Origin of the sequence: Enterocloster sp. OA13, assembly GCF_022440595.1 — a bacterium.
Classification (GTDB): domain Bacteria; phylum Bacillota; class Clostridia; order Lachnospirales; family Lachnospiraceae; genus Enterocloster; species Enterocloster hominis.
The window spans coordinates 280,767-295,953 of sequence record NZ_JAKNTF010000001.1 but is presented as its reverse complement, the minus strand read 5'-3'; the positions used below and the strand labels follow the sequence as shown (position 1 = coordinate 295,953).

General features: G+C 53.5%; 18 protein-coding genes. All 18 read right to left on the bottom strand.

What is annotated here, in order from left to right:
* Window positions 1-137: 137 nt before the first annotated feature.
* Window positions 138-560, bottom strand: a complete 423-nt coding sequence (locus MCJ35_RS01340) for an RNA polymerase sigma factor (protein ID WP_015563780.1) — start codon at window positions 558-560, stop codon at window positions 138-140.
* A 667-nt stretch (window positions 561-1,227) separates the two neighbouring features.
* Window positions 1,228-1,710, bottom strand: a complete 483-nt coding sequence (locus tag MCJ35_RS01335; protein ID WP_015563779.1) for a hypothetical protein — start codon at window positions 1,708-1,710, stop codon at window positions 1,228-1,230.
* Between the two features lie 22 nt (window positions 1,711-1,732).
* The gene (locus MCJ35_RS01330; RefSeq protein WP_015563778.1) at window positions 1,733-2,140 is read right to left on the bottom strand and encodes a DUF4259 domain-containing protein; all 408 of its coding nucleotides are present in this window, start codon (window positions 2,138-2,140) and stop codon (window positions 1,733-1,735) included.
* A 190-nt stretch (window positions 2,141-2,330) separates the two neighbouring features.
* Window positions 2,331-3,077: a hypothetical protein gene (locus MCJ35_RS01325; protein ID WP_025483351.1), complete on the bottom strand. Its 747-nt coding sequence runs from the start codon at window positions 3,075-3,077 to the stop codon at window positions 2,331-2,333.
* A 38-nt stretch (window positions 3,078-3,115) separates the two neighbouring features.
* Window positions 3,116-3,352, bottom strand: coding sequence for a hypothetical protein (locus MCJ35_RS01320; RefSeq protein ID WP_015563776.1), 237 nt, complete (start codon window positions 3,350-3,352; stop codon window positions 3,116-3,118).
* 5 nt (window positions 3,353-3,357) lie between these two features.
* Window positions 3,358-5,274: an immunity protein Imm33 domain-containing protein gene (locus MCJ35_RS01315; RefSeq protein ID WP_025483352.1), complete on the bottom strand. Its 1,917-nt coding sequence runs from the start codon at window positions 5,272-5,274 to the stop codon at window positions 3,358-3,360.
* 515 nt (window positions 5,275-5,789) lie between these two features.
* Complete coding sequence (locus tag MCJ35_RS01310; RefSeq protein ID WP_054343783.1) at window positions 5,790-7,151, bottom strand: relaxase/mobilization nuclease domain-containing protein; 1,362 nt, start codon at window positions 7,149-7,151, stop codon at window positions 5,790-5,792.
* Window positions 7,152-7,297: 146 nt separating this feature from the next.
* Window positions 7,298-7,588: a CD1845 family protein gene (locus tag MCJ35_RS01305; RefSeq protein WP_015563774.1), complete on the bottom strand. Its 291-nt coding sequence runs from the start codon at window positions 7,586-7,588 to the stop codon at window positions 7,298-7,300.
* A 156-nt stretch (window positions 7,589-7,744) separates the two neighbouring features.
* Complete coding sequence (locus MCJ35_RS01300) at window positions 7,745-8,095, bottom strand: plasmid mobilization protein (RefSeq protein ID WP_002578766.1); 351 nt, start codon at window positions 8,093-8,095, stop codon at window positions 7,745-7,747.
* Window positions 8,092-8,247 carry a hypothetical protein gene (locus MCJ35_RS01295; protein ID WP_015563773.1) on the bottom strand — a complete coding sequence of 52 codons (156 nt, stop codon included), beginning with the start codon at window positions 8,245-8,247 and terminating at the stop codon, window positions 8,092-8,094. Before MCJ35_RS01295 ends, MCJ35_RS01300 begins: the two co-directional genes overlap by 4 nt.
* Before the next feature lie 11 nt (window positions 8,248-8,258).
* Window positions 8,259-9,020: a defense against restriction DarA-related protein gene (locus tag MCJ35_RS01290; RefSeq protein ID WP_051400576.1), complete on the bottom strand. Its 762-nt coding sequence runs from the start codon at window positions 9,018-9,020 to the stop codon at window positions 8,259-8,261.
* Window positions 9,021-9,230: 210 nt separating this feature from the next.
* Entirely contained in the window at window positions 9,231-9,584 is a 354-nt protein-coding gene (locus tag MCJ35_RS01285; protein ID WP_025483355.1) for a cysteine-rich VLP domain-containing protein, read from the bottom strand.
* Window positions 9,585-9,588: 4 nt separating this feature from the next.
* Window positions 9,589-9,762 (bottom strand): hypothetical protein, encoded by a 174-nt coding sequence (locus MCJ35_RS01280; RefSeq protein WP_166460027.1) that lies wholly within the window; start codon window positions 9,760-9,762, stop codon window positions 9,589-9,591.
* The gene (locus MCJ35_RS01275; RefSeq protein WP_025483356.1) at window positions 9,759-10,481 is read right to left on the bottom strand and encodes a DUF4366 domain-containing protein; all 723 of its coding nucleotides are present in this window, start codon (window positions 10,479-10,481) and stop codon (window positions 9,759-9,761) included. The genes MCJ35_RS01280 and MCJ35_RS01275 overlap by 4 nt, the downstream gene beginning before the upstream one ends.
* 2 nt (window positions 10,482-10,483) lie before the next feature.
* The gene (locus MCJ35_RS01270; RefSeq protein ID WP_025483358.1) at window positions 10,484-10,735 is read right to left on the bottom strand and encodes a DUF4315 family protein; all 252 of its coding nucleotides are present in this window, start codon (window positions 10,733-10,735) and stop codon (window positions 10,484-10,486) included.
* A 13-nt stretch (window positions 10,736-10,748) separates the two neighbouring features.
* The gene (locus MCJ35_RS01265) at window positions 10,749-12,479 is read right to left on the bottom strand and encodes a C40 family peptidase (RefSeq protein ID WP_025483359.1); all 1,731 of its coding nucleotides are present in this window, start codon (window positions 12,477-12,479) and stop codon (window positions 10,749-10,751) included.
* Window positions 12,460-14,829 carry a VirB4-like conjugal transfer ATPase, CD1110 family gene (locus MCJ35_RS01260; protein ID WP_369522177.1) on the bottom strand — a complete coding sequence of 790 codons (2,370 nt, stop codon included), beginning with the start codon at window positions 14,827-14,829 and terminating at the stop codon, window positions 12,460-12,462. Before MCJ35_RS01260 ends, MCJ35_RS01265 begins: the two co-directional genes overlap by 20 nt.
* Window positions 14,777-15,172, bottom strand: coding sequence for a PrgI family protein (locus MCJ35_RS01255; protein WP_025483362.1), 396 nt, complete (start codon window positions 15,170-15,172; stop codon window positions 14,777-14,779). The genes MCJ35_RS01260 and MCJ35_RS01255 overlap by 53 nt, the downstream gene beginning before the upstream one ends.
* Between the last annotated feature and the right edge of the window lie 15 nt (window positions 15,173-15,187).

Sequence of the window (15,187 nt, the reverse complement as noted above, 5' to 3'; positions counted from 1 at the left end):
CCTCGGCGGCGGCGCTCCCCCGCAAAGAGGGCGGCGGCCCGGCGCTGTGGCCTGGGGCCCCCGCGTCCTCTTTACGGAGAGGGAAAAAACTTCCTCTCATATACCCAGGACAAAAAAGGGGCAAATGGAGATGGTAATTAGAAATTTTCTCTTAAATATTTTTTCATCCGTTTGATGCCGCTTTCCACGGAACAACGGACGGCGCTTTTATCCACGCCCTCCTCGCGGGCAATCTGGCGGTAGCTCTTGCCGAGGATCAAGTGAGCGTCCACCCGGCGGCCCTGGATTTCCGGCAGGGAGTTGAGGGCGTTCCACAGACGGAAAAACATTTCTTTCCGATCCAGGAGCTCCTGGGGGCTGGGCTCGTGCAGACACGCGGAGTATTCGATCCCGTCATCGCAGTCCAGGGAATAAAACGCCTTGTTCCGGGTAAGCCGCCGCTGATAGGCCGCTTCATTCCTCCGGCTGGCCAGAAGCACCTCGGCCACTTCATCGGGCACCTCCACCAGCTCGTCCACTATGTACCAATAATAAAAATCTTTCATATTGATTGTAGTCATAACTTGTCCTCCATTTTGTTTCGGTGGGTTGGTTGATCGGAAACAAAATGGAGGGCTGGCGGGGAGCGGCACCCAGGGGAGCCGCCCCGTACCCCTGGACACTTTGTCCAGAAGTAAGGCAAGCAAAATGCGCTTGCACAGCACAAGGCCGCACAAGCGCATAAAGCGAGGAATTTATTTATATTAGAACAATTTTCGCAACCAATATCAGAATATCCTTGTCCGGTGCCTGGGCTTTTTTTGACAAATTAAGGGCATGGACAAGGCAAAGAAACACGGCGTACCTCCTTTGCCGCCGTGGGTATAAAAAAGCGGCGGCCTTGAAATGATTAGTTTCAAAACCGCCGTTTGACTTCTGCCCCTATTTGAGGCGCATAACAACACAGCCGCCAATCCAACGGTTTTTTTATATGCCGTTTCCGTTGGCGGCCCCCAAACAACTATTAACCTCAAGAAAAAATACAGAAAAGAGAATATAATACGGTGCCGATGCCAAGTAATATATACACTATTCTCAACCCGAACGAATATTTTGCGTCTGGATTTCTCGTTAAGAATTTTGGTAATTTTATTTTGTTGCAGATAAAACCGAATATCACAAAACCTGCACCAATCACAAGCGTTACATATTGCCAATACTCACTTAAAAACTTTTCTATAAACTCCATCACTTACCCATCCAATATTTCATGCAATACTCACTCAATTTTTCATAGTCAAACATATAATTAACGTCCATGAGATAATTTTCCATCATCGCCACGGAACTAATAAGCTGTAAATCTATTTTGCCATCTTCAAGCTGGTCATTCTTTAAGATGAACAGGCTTGTTTTCTTGTCCTGCGTCATTTCGGAATTAGTCTTTTTGCAATAAATAGGTTCATCAATCCAATCCCATTTAGGATCTACGGGAATAAGTACGATTTCAGGAATGTTATTATCGTCTATGCCATAGCCCATAAGCCAGTTGTAATATGTATGAACAGTTTTCGTTAGTTTTTTCTTTGTTGTCATTTTCCAGACAACGGCGGTCTGATAATCTTTCCCTGTCTTTTCCTTAAATACTTCCGCTACCTTTTTCATATTTTCTTCTTGTTTAGCGGTCAGCTTTCCTTGCAGCGGCTTAAAAATGTTTCCAAACAATCCCATGATTTTTCACCTTTCCTTTTTGTTATTGTTGCAGTCGTTTTTGCATTGAAAGTTTATCCTCTTTCCATGCTTCATACAATTCCTCGTTTTCTTCCCACAATTCTCTTAATTCAGAATTATCAGAAAGAATGGCACCAATAGCCGTTACTGCTTTTTGTTTGAGGGGAGAAAAGTCAAAACATTTTTGTGAACTTGTCCACTCAAAATAATCTTCCTCATCACATCTATACACAAAGCTGTTTATTACGCTGTCAATAACGGCCGCTGATACTAAAGCGTAATGAGCTTCATCATAGCCGATATATTCAGCCTGTATAACCTCATCAAAATATCGTTCCATATCAGCAATTATGTCTAATGAATTTTTAAGGTCAGTCAAAGCGTCATACGCAGTATCATCATCAAAAACACCATAATTCCATGCGCCCATATATCATCCTCCTTTATCTACCGGGCCACTTCTGGACAAAGTGTCCAGAAGTCCGCACCTAAACAAGCAACGTAGCGATACTACACACGATCAACACGCATCCCCCGCGCCAAAGATGAAGCGGCAAGTTCCTCTTTATTTTTCCTGTTCTTGCTCTAATCGCTGAAAGAGTATATCAAGATAATTTCTTTTATCCAATTAGTACCACACGTCCACGCTCTGGGAAATAAATATTCAACCCCATCTTCCAAAGTTCAAAATAAGGACGGAAAGGATTTTCCCGTTTCGTATCATACATAGGCCACTGGAGATAATCGGACAATAGATAATCGCAGTTGATATGGTACAATGCCTCAGTCATTAACTCAATATCCTCATAGCCCTCCTTGTACAGCATATCGCTACACCAATCTATCAAATCAGTTTCTATTTCTGTACTTTCTCCATTTATTTGTTGCTGATAGGCTTCTTCTCTGAAAGTCTGGGCAGCTTGTCCGAATAAAATTTCTATTTTGGCGTTCTCGTCCAATGGAGCAGCTTCCTTGAACTCCTCCACGAAAATACGATTTATATTTCTAATATAGGCTTGTACTGCATTTTCAGCGTTCTGTCTATTATCTTCTGAAAATCGAGTAAAGAAATACCCTGCATAGCTGGTTTGTTCGTCTGGCAGTTCAACCTTTGCTGTATCTTTGCTGATTTCATCAATTTCCAAAAGTTCTTGTAACATATTTAATCCAGTTTGCCCATAGAGAGCAAAAATAGGGCGCAGATGTTCGATATTTCCACCGCGCAACTCCTGAAACAGAAAAGGCGGTACAGCTTCTTCCTCCAAATCGTAATCATGTTCTTCAAAGATTTCCATTAGTAATGGGTCTTGTTGAATAATCTCTGCCCAACGATTGGGAAGATATTTTTTACATTCATCTATTGTCATTAAAAATTTCTCCTCCTTTTCCTGCATATAGGGTGTTCTTATAGTACATCTTCATGCCAGATTTGACGAAGCGTAATTCCTTTTTCAAAGGTTTCCTCTGTGCCATCTTCAAAATGGACTTCAACCCGAATAGCTTCTTCATTCTCGTCATTTTCCGATTGATTAACCCAGTCAACCCATTCGATTATTGGAGATAGTTCATCATTGTCCCTAACAATTCGATACCCTTCTCCCAGATTTTCAGATAAAACATCTTCAATTTTATCAAGCTGCATTGTCATTAACTCCTTTCCGTTTCATCATCTTCAATTTCAATCCATTCCCCGGTTTCGTCTTTCTCCATACACGTGCCATAAGGCAAGGACAACAGGGGCACTACGGTTGGGTCAATGCGGCAAATGTCTCGAATATCGTAAAAGCCGCCGTTTTCGTCATCTTCAATTTCATCGTCATCATCGGAAAAGAACCCCCAGCCGGTGTCCCAGCCCCATTCCTCACGCTCCGGCGCTACCCGTTCTGCCACCTTGATTTTATAACCCTCTTGAGCGATACGGTCAGTTGCATAGCAGAATAGGGGACCGTCCCAATCGGGAATGATAGGCGGCTTTCCATCGGCGGCACGTGCAACACGCAGTTCGGGATCATCTTCAAATTCTGCTTCCAAAAATTCTTTTAACCGCTTATCCAAAATTGCACTTATCGCCTGGTAGCTTTCCTCGGTATAAGGCAAAAGCAAATATGCGGCTTCTTCCTCCTCAATGCTATTCCATGTATGGTCTTTCAAAACAGCCAGAGCGCAATCACGGTAGTCCCGAAGATAGCCATAGGGGTTTGAGCGATTGTCCTGGGCATACCATTGAGCAAAGCCAGAGCCTACCCGATCAAAAAATTGTGTGGACAATTTTCCGTCCAGCTTGTCCCGGATAAACACACGCAAGTCGGGGCCATTCCCCGCCCTAACTGCTTCTACCACATTTCGGTACTGGGTAAGAAACGGATTACTCATTTGCCCTCGTTCCATAGCCCAACGCAGATAAACGGCCATAGAGTTGTAAGCGGCCAGTTCATCAACAGGCAAATGCAAATCCCGGATACGTTTTAGATGACTTTCCGCATTATCCATTTCCGCTAAATCATAGCCAATCGTATCTTCATCTGTAATTGCATTAAGGCGCGTGGGGTTAATGACCTCCAAGATTTCGTCCGGGCATTTATCTATAAGTTCATCTACACTATTTTCTAACTTAAACTCCATTTCTTCCTTGTAGAGAGGGATAAGCTGATAAAAATTCACTTCGTCCCCGTCGGGGAGAGTGCAGAAGTATGAGGGTTCACCAAACACACCAGGGTTTAATAACATAGCCCCGCACAATTTTGTACTTTCCGCAAATGGCTCACCGGAACTTATGGTATGTCCCCAGCCAAGCCAAGTATTTCTATCTTTAACAGGTATGCGGGCAATCCATTTCAAAACATCAATAGGCCAATACCATTTTTCCTCTTGCCAATCCTCCTCCGACAATTTCCAATCCGGGGGAAGATTGATTAAAAGCTCTGCCCGTTCCAATTTTTTCTCTGTTAGTTCCTCTGGCACGTTCATTCTATGAGCGCCCATTCCAAATGTAACAAGGGTATAATAGTTATGATCTTTTCGCGGTGGAATAACGCAGATGTCCAAATGAATACCTGTGGAAACACTTTCGTGAAATACGTAATCATAATGACCGAAATATTTTTCAATGTGTTTCTCTACCGCATCCCAATCGGCCTCGTCATACATTTCGACTGGTTCTTCCGAAAGATACCCCTCACAATCGCTCACCAATTTCTGCGCTTCTGGATTGTCCGGCTCTAATTCCAGCCACCGCTTTCCATATTCAAGAGCAACAGCCGCCGTATCATCTGCCATGAGGTGAGCATATCCCATGCGAGCGTTCCAGTACGGGTCATTTTCTCCCTGTTTCCATACAGTTTCCAAAATGTCAATGGAGTGTTGGATAAGTTCCTTATCTACTTCATCATCATCTCCATGCGCCTTGTGATCTCCCAATACTGCCAAATTGCTATAAGCCCGGCCAAGCAATACGGTCAATTTATATCCACGCTCTTTTTCCGGGATAGCTTCAATGGCTTCAATACACCGGGAAAATTCATCGTTTTTATTCCACTGTTCAAGTTGTTCCAGCAAATTGTCCATACCATAATCCTCCTCCAGTTGACGTTTTCAAAACAAAAAAGCGTTTCTATCCGCGCAGAAAACTGCCTTGATAGAAACGCTTATATATACCAATATTATTGGGGGCATGACAAAAGCCCGATGCTACATAGTTATAGCACCGCTCCGCTTGCTTGCTTGCTTGCTTGCTTGCTTGCTTGCTTGCTTGCTTGCTTGCTTGCTTGCTTGCTTGCTTGCTTTAGGATGGCAGAAGTCATGTTGCTTGTCAACCCCTTTTTGAAAAGTTATTTATAGACATTATAGCAGAACATTTGAAGTATGGCAATATTCTTTTTGGAATGTTCGCCCCCTGCACTATCCGCTCCAAAGCGCCTGTTTTTCGGGTTTGCACGAAACGGCAAGCAGGGCAGGTGTGCCCACACCTGCTATTTTTGCGTGGCCGGTAGCCCCGCAAAAATGCTTGTTGGGGAGCTCCCCAAACCCGCTGGACTTCTGGACACTTTGTCCAGAAGTCCTTATTGTCTGCGGCCCCGGCGCTACCGCTCCTGGGCCTTATCTTCCCGCCCTTCTGGATAGCAGCGCAGGAAGTCGATGTTGCCCTTGACCGCCACAGCCTCACGCATATCCGCCTGGGCTTTGCGGTACTCGGCATAGAGGGCCTTTTTCTTTTCAGAGAGCTCACGCCGCCGCTTTTTCAGCGCGTCCATCTTTGGGAGTTTTGCCCCGTCCAAAAGCTCACTCATGGCGGCCTTTGCCGCCCGATAGTCAGAAAGCTCCGCCTCGTGCTGGGCCAGATATTTTTTAGAATACCGGGCCGCCTTGTAGCCGTCAAACACGGGCCTCGTCTTTGCGTACTGCACCACCGCCCCCATGAGCTGGGAAGTATGGGAGAGGGCGGCCTCGGTGTCCCGCAGCTCCCCGGCCAGGGTGTGAAAGCGATCCACCGCCGCCTCGGTGGTGGCCTCCAGCGCCGCATAGTCGGTCAGCCCATGCTCCCGGAGATACAGGAGCGCGGCGGCCATCTGTTTGAGGTTGTAGACCTTCGCCCACCGTTCATAGGCCGGGCCTTTGCCCTGGGCCAGCCGATTTTGAATGTCGATGATGAGATCGACGCGCCGGGGCGGGGGCGGGCCATCCTTTGGCAGCTCCGGGATCGGGCGCTCCCCGGCGATCACCGCCCGGATGTCCTCCGGGTCAAAGCCCAGGCCCAGGGTGGACGAGCGCAGGCGGGTGGGCTTATCCTGCCCAGGGGCCAGGAATGAGATCACCCCGCCTCGGCCATGCTTCACCGCAAAGCCGGACTCCTCCATGAGCCGCAGGAACGCCGCAAAGTCGGCGGGCTGTTTCCCCAGGGCCTCCACGATAGCCAGCCGCACCCGCTGCTGGGCCGAGGGCGGGCGTTCCCCGATCCATTGGCCGTAGTGGAGAAAGCGGCCCTTGCTGTGGAGCTTCGGGTTTTGGATCACAGACAGATCATGCTCCAGGCATACCCGGTCAGAGAGCCGCCGCAGGGCTGCCGCCGATCTGAAAAAATCCCGGAATTTCCCGGTATAGTCCAGGGTGGTGGAATTGTAGTAAATGTGATTATGGATGTGCTGGCGGTCTGTATGGGTGGCAACGAAAAAGGCGTGCTTCCCCTTTGTCCAGCGCATAGCCGTTTCATAGCCCACCCGGTTTGCCTCCTCCGGGGTGATCTCTCCAGGACGGAAGGACTGCCGGATCTGATAGCACAGCACATCCGCATCCCGCCGCTGCTCCCGGCCCGTGACGGCTTTGTACTTTGCCTTTGCCAGCAGAAACTCGGCATCGGCTGTGCGGTGGTCGCACTCATAGGCGGAAATGAGCTCCCCGCCTTGGGTTTTCTCCGGGTTTTGGCCGTAGTCGAAACGGTCTTTCAGCGATTGGGCAACAGTTTCCCCCTTGCTGATATGGTGGGTGATCAAGCGTGTTGTGGCCGTAGGCTCACCTCCTCCAGATAGACGAAAAGCGGGCGACGGGAAAATCCCCGCCGCCCGGCACTTCTGGACAAAGTGTCCAGAGGTCATCAGCTAAACATAAAATCCTGCAAAGCGTATTTCACCCCATACAGGCGCTCCAGCAGCCACTCCCCGATGGCCGGGAGCCCAAAGGGGGAAACCAAAAACGCCAGCACCAGCATGGCAATACACCCGGTATGCAGCCCTGCGAAAAAACCGCAGGCCGCCAGCAGAACGAAAACCGTACACGCCAGCCAGCAGAGCGCCCCTGCGATGCAGGAGAGGAACGAGAGCACCGCCACAGCGAGGATCAGCGCCAGAACAAAGGGGGCCGCGATGATTTTCAAAATGATACGCATGGTTCATACCTCCTACAAAAGTTTGCTATTTGCCTCTATATGTATATTATAACTCAGTAAGAGGGGGCCAACAAGGATGACTCCGGCTGCCCCCACCTCTGGGCAAAGTGTCCAGAAGCCGGGGCAGCCGGGGAGCGTTGCGCTCCCCGGCAAGGGTTAAAGCTCCACCACCGCCGACAGCTTTTTGAGCAGGTCGGACAGCGGCTCCCACAGGGTTTCATAGTCCCGCTGGAGGGCCTTGATCTCCTCCGGGTAAATGCCGCCGTAGGTGTTCGCCTGGATCGCCACCTGGTTTAGATTGTTGGAGCACCGCCGCTGGAGTGATACCAACTCCCGGACGGGCGAAAGGTCAACATGGAGCACATAGCCGTTGAGCGCCATTTTCCGCACATAGGCCCCCAGGTTACGGACACCCGCCTCGGCCATGCGCTCCCGGATCAGCGCCAGCTCCTCCTCGGACACCATCACATGAAGATGGACAGGGCGGCGGCGCTTTTTCTGGCTCACCGTTCCTCGCGCTCCCGGCTCCGATAGGGGCGGGGCGGCTCCTTTACCTTGTCCAGCGGCTTTTCCTCCTCCGGGGGCTGGGGGGAGCCAAACACGCCGCACAGCCTTTTCATTTCCAGGTCGGCCCGATCCTGTTCCCTCTGTTTTTCCATACACATACCTCCTAACGCTCGCCCCTATCGGGGGCTTTCTTTTTTGGAGCCTCCGGCTCCCGGTGCTCCAGGGCCTCCCGCTGGGCGGCCTTGATTTGTTCGGCAATCGGCTGTTTTTCTTTCGCCTGTTTGTGGGCCTTAGCTGCTACTTGACGCTCCACCCCACGGGCGCGGGCGGTAAGCTGCTCCGGGGTGACATACTCTTTCGCCACATAGCTGCCAAAGTCGGGATAAAACCAGGTCAGCCGCCTTTGTTCCGGGACATGGTGGGCGTCCTCCCATTTGCCTACCACCTGGGCCTGGGCATCCATCTGCCGCCGGATGTCCAGATTTTCACGGGAGGGCCGCAGTTCATAATCCTGCATTTCCCGCTCAGTCAGCGGCTGGGCATAGGTGATGGCACCACACGCCTGGAACGCCTCACCCGTCACTTCCAGGCGGGTGAAATATAAATCCATGTGGACAGGACGGTTAAAGTAGCTGTTCGGGTAGGTGCCGATGTCGATGGGCCGCTGGGTGGAGTAGTATTTGTAGGTTTCCTTGTCCGGGGCCTGCTCTACCTCAAACACATGATAGCGCCGCTGATAGTCCTCAGCCCGATTGTGAAAATCCCGTTCTGCCATATCCGGCTCGTTGTGATAGTGGCCCCAAAAGAAGTCCCGGTGCCCGTCCTGCTCGTTGAATTGCCATGTTACATAGGGGTTTGGAGCCTTGGGGTTTTCCCCCAGCACAAAGCCACATTTGTTGTCAAACAGGATCGTGTGGCGTATCACATAGCCTTGATTTTCTTCCAGAATACCGCCTCCTTGTCATAATCAAATAGGCCGCCACCTCTGGACAAAGTGTCCAGAAGTGACAGCGTGGGGATGTGGAAAGCATTTGGCTAAAACGGGGGTAGGCCAAAGAAACATACGGCCCACCCCAAAACCGGCCCCGGAAAGCCTTGTGATCAGCGGGTTTTCCGGGGCCTAATTTTCCACACATCACCTCCGCTTTTTCCGCATATACTCCCGCTTTTGCCGCCGCAGGGCGATCCGGGCGCAAACCTCGGAGCAGTAGGCCATGCGCCCATCCACGGGGACAGCCCCGCCGCAGATGGGGCAGGGTTTGAAAACCGGGGGCGGGCCCTCGGTCAAGAGCGCCGCCTCCAGCGCCGGATCAAGGGGCAGGACAGCCTCCCGGAAATAACGGCAATAGGCCCCCGTCCAGCATTTGCCGAACATATAACATTCGCACTCCAGGGGCAGGCATCCATATTCCTTGTTATAGTTGGCGCACCACTTCACCACCAGGGCGCGGATTTTCCTTTTTTCCTCGCGGGTCAGTTCACGGGCCACCCCATCACCTCCCGGCAGGGGTTTTCAAAAGCTCCCGGTAGCAGGACACGCAGCTGATCCCCCGCCAGTAGGGGCACCCGGAGCAACGGGAGCCTTTGGGCGCTTTGGGGATGGAGGGGGCCAGAGGCCGGGGCTTCTGTTTCATCATTTTTTCATAGGGGTTATTGGTAAAGTTCATTCCTCATCCTCCTCGCTGTTTTCGTCCTCGTCCCAGGGCGGGCCGTCGTCCTCATAGTCCTCCTCGCCGTAGTCCTCCTCCGGCTCGGCGGCCTGCTGCTGTTTGGGCCGGATCACCTTGAAATAGAACGCGGCCCCGCCGCCGATCCCAGCCACTGCCAGGATGAGAAGGAGCCTCCCCATGCTGCCGCCTGTTTCCGGCTCCTCCGCAGGCTCCTCAGTTTCCGCAGGCTCCGGGGCGACGCCCACGCATTTTCCCATATTGACAGAGCAGACGGCGCACTCTGTATTGACAGCCCCCACCTCGCATTTTTCAGAGCAGGAGCACACCGCCTGTTCCACGCCAGCGGCCTCGGCTGCGGCCAGCAGGTCGGCTTCGTCCACCACATTCAGAAAATAGGTTTCGTACTGTTCGCCCTCCTCGTCCACGGGCTTGTCGTAGTCAATGACGAAATAAAATGTAGCCCCGCCGCTGGTCTGGACGGTGATAAACTGCTTGTTGGTGTTTTCGTCATAGAGCAGGTCGCGGGTCACAAAACCGCCCTCCTCCGAAAAGCCCTGGCCGGGCTCTATGGTAGGCTCCGGCTCCGGGGCCAGGGTTTCCATTGTGGGATCGCCGTAGTCCTCATACTCGCCGCCCCCAGCATAGGCGGTGGTGCTGAATCCGCATAAAAGAACAGCGGCGCAAAGCGCCGCCGTCAAAGACTTCCATCGTTTCATATTCAATTTTCCTCCTTTTCCATAGGCCCCGACTTCTGGACACTTTGTCCAGAAGTACCCTCCCGGAGCTGCTGAAGCACCAGGGGCAGCTCCTCCAGGGAAATGCTCAGACCCCGCACGATGTCCACGATCTCGCTGTTTTCCGCCTCCAGCTTGTTTTTCTCCAGCTCCTTGAGCCGGGCCTGCTGCTCGTTGATTTTGGCCTTGACCTTTTCGATCTCGGCCTGGATTTTTTGGCTTTTGCTTGCCGCCATAGAGTACCTCCAATCATGGTAAACGCCCGTAGGCGTAGAAATGGGACTGCCAGTAGCTTGTATTCAAATTCGCGTAGCTGATGGGATCGCCCGCATGGATCATCATCCCGTCCCCCACATAGATACCACAGTGGGAAACGCCGCTTGTATCATAGGTACCCTCAAAAAAGACCAGATCGCCGGGGCGGGGCGCGCTGGTGGGGGTGCAGATGTTGTAGAGCCCCTGGGCCCCCAGGCGGCCCACATCCCAGCCGGAGTGATTGATCACCCAGGATACGAAGCCGGAGCAGTCAAAGGAAGTGGCGGGGGAGCTGCCGCCCCACACATAGGGATAACCCAGGTACTTTTCCGCCTCGCCCAAGATAGCCGCAAAGGTTTCATCGTCCAGATATTCCTCCGGCACATCGTAGTCGGCGGGCGGTTTCGTGTATTTGTCCACATACCCGGACTCCGGGAACAGGTCGGGCCGGTTGCCCAGGCTGGACATATAGAGGGCATACCGGGCCAGCTCCTCCTCGCCCATAAGCTCCAGGGGGAGATGGGAAAGGTTTTTGTTTTCCAGCGTCACATAGCAGATATACCAGTTATACGGGACTTCCACCTCATAATCGTTGCCCTCGCTGTCTGTGCGGGTTTCCGTCCGGTAGCGCACCTCCACCACCACATCCTCGGTGAGAATGTATTGGCGGTCAAAGAGCATTTCCAGGGTGCCCTGTACCTGGGCAAGCGTCCATTCCCCCTCGTGAAGCACAGAGAGGATGGAGATGAGCACATAGGGATCGTGTTCAATCCCGTCCAGGTCAAAATGGTATTCGTCATAGTCGTGGGTGCTTTCGTAGGTGTCCAGGTAGTTTTGCAGCTCCGCCTCCATATCCGCATAGGCGGCCTCAGCCCCCAGGATGTCCTCATCCTTTGATGGATAGGTGGTAGCGCCCACGGCCCCCGCGCCGGAGTTGCCAAACATCACCAGGGAGGACGAACAGGACTGCATGATAAAGAGCAGGAGCACACAGGCCAGGGCCAGGAGCACCCCCACGGGATGCCGCTTGATGAAGCCCACCGCCTGGGCTCCGGCTCTTTCCGTGGCGGCGGCAGTCTGTTTTGCCGCCTTTGCCGCCCCAGCCCTGGCGGTCTGCCGTGCCTGCTTGCGGTATTGCCGTTTCTGCCAAAACCGTTTCCAGGCATTTTTCTCCAGCTCCGGGTGCTCCTGGGCCGCCACGCGGAACTGATGATCCGCCGCAGCCTTGATATATTTGGACTCCGCCCGCTGGACAGCCTTTGCCGGGTGTTCCCGGATTTTCTTCTTGACGAAGCGGGAGCCATGCCGCAGGGCGGTTTCACCCGCCAGCTCGGAACGGTGGGCTCCCTCGGTGCCCACATTCTCCTGTTCCACCTCAAAGAGCTTGCCATGCACGAAGCCGTGAACCGTACCGCCAGCGGCCCGGCCCACCCGCCTCACCGGGCCGGGCTTTTTGGGTGGCTTCTGCTTTGCCAGCTTATCTTTGGCCGCCTCCAGCTTTTCCCCGCGCTTTTCCATACGGAGCTTGGACGCGGCGGCCTGTTCCTGCTGGCTCTTTTGCCGAAATTTTGACTTCTGGACACTTTGTCCAGAGGTGCCGCTGTCCGCAGCCCCAGCATCACCTGGGGAGCCGCCCCCAGCGGCCTCGCCAGGATCGGCGGTGCTCTCCCAGGAGCCTGGGCGTTCCATTGGCTCTTGTTTTGGCCTATTCGGTTTTCGCTTCATTCTTCAAATCCTCCGGGCGGGTGGTGAGCAGGTTGTAAATCTCCCCTTTGGGGAAACGGTCAACAAAGGGGATGGTCACATCCCCATAGAACAGCAGGCCCTCGCCGGAATTGCTGTGGGTGATATAGGAAAGCTGGTGCTCGGAAATGCCGAGCTGCTTTGCCAGGATCGCCCGGTCACTTTGGGCCTGGGCCAACAGGATCATAAAGTCGGTGTTGTCCAAAATGGCCTCGATCTCCCGGCTGGCTAACAGGTCTTTCACATTCTGCGTAAGTGCGCTGGGGACGCAGCCCTTTTTGCGGAGCATCTTCCACACGGCCACAAAGTAGCTGGCGGTGAGGGCATCCCGGAGCAAAATGTGAAACTCGTCAAAGTAGCACCAGGTCGAAATGCCGTTGTGGAAATTCACGTTGACCGCCGAAGTGACAAAATCGTTGGTGATGTGCATGGCGATCTTCCGCAGGTTTTCCCCCAGCCCTTTGAGGACGATGCACACCACGCGGGCGGTCAAGTCCACATTGGTCGGGTGGTTGAACAGGTTGAGGGAGCCGGTGCAGTAGAGCTCCAGGGCGGTTGCCACCCGCCGGGCCTCCGGCTCCGGCTGTTTCAGAAGCTCCTCATACAAGTCCTGGAGCAAGGGCGGCTTGCCGTCCCCGATCCCCAGGGCCATATCCCGGTAGATGAGCCGCACACAGCGGTCGATCACCGTCTTTTCGATAGGCTGTAAACCATCCTTGCCGCCCACCACCAGCTCGCACAGGGACAACAAAAAATCCGCTTTCATTGAAAGCGGGCTCTCGTCCTCATCCATATCCAGCCGAATGTCCATAGGGTTGATATGGTTGGGAGAACCGGGGGCGATCTCAATGACTTGCCCGCCCAGCCGCCGCACCAGCGGGGCATACTCGCCCATTGGATCGACGATCAAAATTCTGTCCTGGGGGATGGTGAGGAACACGTTTAGGAGCTCCCTTTTTGCCGCAAAGGATTTTCCCGATCCGGTAGAGCCCAGGTACAGGCCGTTGGCCGATTTCAGCTTTTTCCGGTCAGCCATGATGACATTGTGGGAAAGGGCGTTCATCCCGTAGTAGAGGGACGGCCCCGCCATCCGCAGCTCCCTGGTCATAAAGGGAATGAAAATCGCCGTGGAGCTGGTCGTCATGCCCCGCTGGATTTCCACCTCGTTATAGCCCAGGGCCAGGGAGGACACAAAGCCCTGCTCCTGCTGCCAGTCCAGACGCTTTAGGGCACAGTTGTATTTCTGCGCGATGCCGCCCACCGTGAAAATATCATTTTCCAGCCGCTGGCGGGTGGGGGCGATGTTCACCACCGTAAAAGTCAGCAGAAACATCCGCTCGTTGCGGGATTGCAGGTCGGCCAGCAGCTCCGCCGCGTCTTTGGAAAAGGTAATGAGGTCGGGGGGCAGGATGTCGGGATCATACCCGGCCCGCACCGCCTTGCGCTGTTCCTCCACCTTCATTTTTCCAATGTCGGACAGCTTGCCTTTTACCGTTTTAATGGCCTTGAGCTGATCCACCGTCTGGATGTGCATGGTCACGGTCAGCTCTGCGTCCAGCTCCAGGATTTCCGCCAGGAGCTTATCGGAGAGCTCCGAAGCCATGATCTGCAAATAGGAAGCCGCGCCCCAATACTGGCCCACCCGGAACAGGCGGGACTGCCTAAAGTCGAAGCTGTCCGGGGCGATATAGTCTTTGGTACCCAGCCCTGTTTTGGGAATGTCCTGCCAGGAGAAGCGGAACGGCTCCCGGCTGCCGGGGTGCATCTGGCTGTGGAGCAGGGCCAGCCGTGACCGCCCGTCCAGGGGCTCCGAAGGTACCCCCAGCCGTTTGAGATTGCCTGTCACATCGGCCTCCACACGCTCCAGCCGGGGCCGGGCCTCCCCGATCCCATCGGCGGGGAGCCCAAAGGTGATATATTTTGACCGCTCGATCCCGTTGTTTGACCGGGCAATCTGGTTTTTTAGCATCCCGGTAAATTCGGCCCGGACGCTGTTGAAGTCATCCTGGGCCTGGGGGATGTTCACCCGGTATTTGTTCCGGGAACGGGAGCGGCGGTTGATAAAGGAGAGCTGGAACGGCAAAGAGGTGTCAAAGTAATTGAGGAACGAACTCCAGCCGCCGAAAATCGCCGTCTGATCCTCGGTGCTTGCCACGGAATAGTTGATGTCCTCATATTCCACCGTCTTTGTATAGAGCCCGCCGGGGAGCTGGCACACCCCGTCCGGGTGCATCACCAGATAAGGGATCGTCTGCTGGGCAGACAACGCAGCTTTCCGGTCAGCGGCCTTTCCGGGGCCGCGCTTTTGATTTTTTGCTTTCTGCAATCGCATCCTCCTTTCCCGCAGCGCCCCGATGGGTGAACGGGGCGTAAATGTTTTCTGTTCGGTAGGGCCTCACCCCAGGCCGCAGGAAACGGGCCCGGATGATGTTTCGCACCACCTTTTCCAGCGGGAGCCCGTCTTTCTCATACATAGCCAGCAAAAATGCGGGGAGCGCCACCGCCATCATAAGGAACATGGCCCCGGTGTTGCCGATGGAGCTCCGGGCCAACAGATAGGACGGGACGCCCACCGCCGCCGCGATCCCGAAGCACACAAGCTGGCGTTTCGTCAGATTAAAGGCAAGTTTGGTTTTGACCTTTGACAGATCGTTGGGAACATTCACATAGGGAATTTTGATCACTCCTTT

Coding starts and splice junctions, on each gene's coding strand:
- MCJ35_RS01340 (WP_015563780.1), bottom strand. CDS start 560: ATGACTACAATCAATATGAAAGATTTTTATTATTGGTACATAGTGGAC.
- MCJ35_RS01335 (WP_015563779.1), bottom strand. CDS start 1,710: ATGGGATTGTTTGGAAACATTTTTAAGCCGCTGCAAGGAAAGCTGACC.
- MCJ35_RS01330 (WP_015563778.1), bottom strand. CDS start 2,140: ATGGGCGCATGGAATTATGGTGTTTTTGATGATGATACTGCGTATGAC.
- MCJ35_RS01325 (WP_025483351.1), bottom strand. CDS start 3,077: ATGACAATAGATGAATGTAAAAAATATCTTCCCAATCGTTGGGCAGAG.
- MCJ35_RS01320 (WP_015563776.1), bottom strand. CDS start 3,352: ATGCAGCTTGATAAAATTGAAGATGTTTTATCTGAAAATCTGGGAGAA.
- MCJ35_RS01315 (WP_025483352.1), bottom strand. CDS start 5,274: ATGGACAATTTGCTGGAACAACTTGAACAGTGGAATAAAAACGATGAA.
- MCJ35_RS01305 (WP_015563774.1), bottom strand. CDS start 7,588: ATGCGTATCATTTTGAAAATCATCGCGGCCCCCTTTGTTCTGGCGCTG.
- MCJ35_RS01295 (WP_015563773.1), bottom strand. CDS start 8,247: ATGGAAAAACAGAGGGAACAGGATCGGGCCGACCTGGAAATGAAAAGG.
- MCJ35_RS01280 (WP_166460027.1), bottom strand. CDS start 9,762: ATGAACTTTACCAATAACCCCTATGAAAAAATGATGAAACAGAAGCCC.
- MCJ35_RS01275 (WP_025483356.1), bottom strand. CDS start 10,481: ATGAAACGATGGAAGTCTTTGACGGCGGCGCTTTGCGCCGCTGTTCTT.
- MCJ35_RS01270 (WP_025483358.1), bottom strand. CDS start 10,735: ATGGCGGCAAGCAAAAGCCAAAAAATCCAGGCCGAGATCGAAAAGGTC.
- MCJ35_RS01265 (WP_025483359.1), bottom strand. CDS start 12,479: ATGAAGCGAAAACCGAATAGGCCAAAACAAGAGCCAATGGAACGCCCA.
- MCJ35_RS01260 (WP_369522177.1), bottom strand. CDS start 14,829: ATGCGATTGCAGAAAGCAAAAAATCAAAAGCGCGGCCCCGGAAAGGCC.